We start from the raw sequence: 291 nt of genomic DNA on the forward strand, positions 1-291 counted from the left end.
GTCGGTTTTGGGAACGCTTTTTAGGGGCTGTGGAAGTCTTAAAACTGCAAGTACCCAAACAGCATAATTCCCTTGAGGAAACACAGCAATGGCTCACAGAGGGTGGCGTGATTTCCGCTGTCAAAAGTTTTTATTTCTTGGAAGAACATGACGCATTAGGTGGACTGGAAAAAGTAGGAACTATGCTTGATAAGGCAAGATACAGCAATTCCCTTTCCAGTAAATTAACCGCCCATTTACAGAGGATAAACCGCACCGACCTTATCCCCTATATCCAGTATGACACGAAAC

At 44.0% G+C, this 291-nt stretch carries 1 pseudogene; it reads left to right on the forward strand.

The annotated features are described in order from the left end of the window. A pseudogene (locus LI241_RS15635) lies at positions 1–291 on the forward strand (replication initiation factor domain-containing protein); the annotation flags it as partial.

Origin of the sequence: Longicatena sp. 210702-DFI.1.196 (assembly GCF_020563125.1) — a bacterium.
Taxonomy (GTDB): domain Bacteria; phylum Bacillota_I; class Bacilli_A; order Erysipelotrichales; family Erysipelotrichaceae; genus Longicatena; species Longicatena caecimuris.